We start from the raw sequence: 1433 nt of genomic DNA, 5'->3' as shown, positions 1-1433 counted from the left end.
CTCCCCGGCCCCGCGCCTCCCGTCGGCCCCGCGCCACAGCCCGGCACCGACCCCATCCCCCGGCCAGACCACGAAAGACCAGGGGGTTGTGAGACGTGAGACGACGAGACTTCATCGGTGCCGCCGCCGGACTGTTCGCCGCCGGCGCGCTGCCGGCCTGCGGCGCCGGGGAGGCGGACCCGGGCACCCCCGACCACATCCTGCGCCTGGTCGCGGTCGAACACGGCTCCGACTCGGCCACCGGCAGCACCGAGAGTTTCTGGAACGAACTCGTGCGCGGCTTCCGCCGCGACCACCCGGACCTGAGGGTCGACGTGACCGTCTTCCCGCCCGACGAGGCCGACGCCCGCGTCGCGGAGATGGTCGCCGACGGCACCCCCCCGGACATCGCGCAGCTCGGCGCCTACGCCGAGTACGCCCACGCGGGCCTGCTCCACCCGGCCGGCGACCTGCTCACCCTCCCCATGCAGTCCGACTTCCTCCCGGGCCTCACCCGCGCCGGGGAGGTGCGCCACGTCCAGTACGGCCTGCCCTACGCCACCGACACCCGCCGCCTCTTCTGCAACCGCGAACTCTTCGAGAACGCCGACCTCGACCCGGACAAGCCGCCCGCCACCCGGGAGGAACTGCGCGAGGCCGCCGTCGCCCTCGCCGCCTCCGGCGTACCCACCCCGTACGGCCTGCCCCTCGGCCCCGAGGAGGGCCACGCCGAGGCCGCGATCTGGATGCTCGGGGGCGGCGGTGGCCTCACCCGATCCGGCGGCGGCTACGCGATCGACTCCGCCGAGAACATCGCGACCTTCACCTGGCTGCGCGACGAACTCGTCCGTCCCGGCCTCACCGGCTCCGGAGACCCGGGCACCACCGACCGGCGCGAGGTCTACCGCGGCTTCAGCCGGGGCGAGGTCGCCATGATGCACGCCCACCCCACCTTCCTGCGGCAGGCCCAACTCTTCGACATCGCCCACACCACCGGCCCCGTCCCCGGCCCGGACGGGCCCTCCGAGGCCACCCTGGGCGCCGTCGACTGGCTGATGGCCTTCAACGGCAACGACCGACTCCCCGCCATCCGCACCTTCCTCGGCCACGTCTTCGCCACCGAACACGTCGTCGCCTTCGCCGACCGCTACCACCTGTTGCCGGTCACCACCCCCGCCGTCGAACGGATGCAGGACAGCGAAGAGCACACCCACTTCCGCCCCTTCCTCGACCAGCTGCCCTCCGCCCGCCCCTTCCCGGTCGAGAAGGTCAGCTGGGCCCGTGTCTCCGGCGAACTGCGCCGCACCATCGGCGAGGCGGTACGGCCGGACAACGACCCGGCCCGGGTGCTGGGAGCCCTCCAGCAGTACGCCGAACAGCAGGAGGCGGCGGGCTGAGAACCCGCCCGCGGACGGGACCCCGGGGTCCCCGTGCCCACCGCGCGCCCCCGCCGG

The 1433-nt window shown here is 74.2% G+C and carries 1 protein-coding gene; it reads left to right on the top strand.

Annotated elements, in window-relative coordinates; all coding sequences use genetic code 11:
* Positions 1-95 precede the first annotated feature (95 nt).
* Positions 96-1376 carry an extracellular solute-binding protein gene (locus FNQ90_RS23085; RefSeq protein WP_182608119.1) on the top strand — a complete coding sequence of 427 codons (1281 nt, stop codon included), beginning with the start codon at positions 96-98 and terminating at the stop codon, positions 1374-1376.
* Positions 1377-1433: the final 57 nt, after the last annotated feature.

This window comes from Streptomyces alkaliphilus (assembly GCF_014141535.1).
Classification (GTDB): domain Bacteria; phylum Actinomycetota; class Actinomycetes; order Streptomycetales; family Streptomycetaceae; genus Streptomyces; species Streptomyces alkaliphilus.
This window is presented reverse-complemented; position numbering and strand designations above follow the sequence as displayed.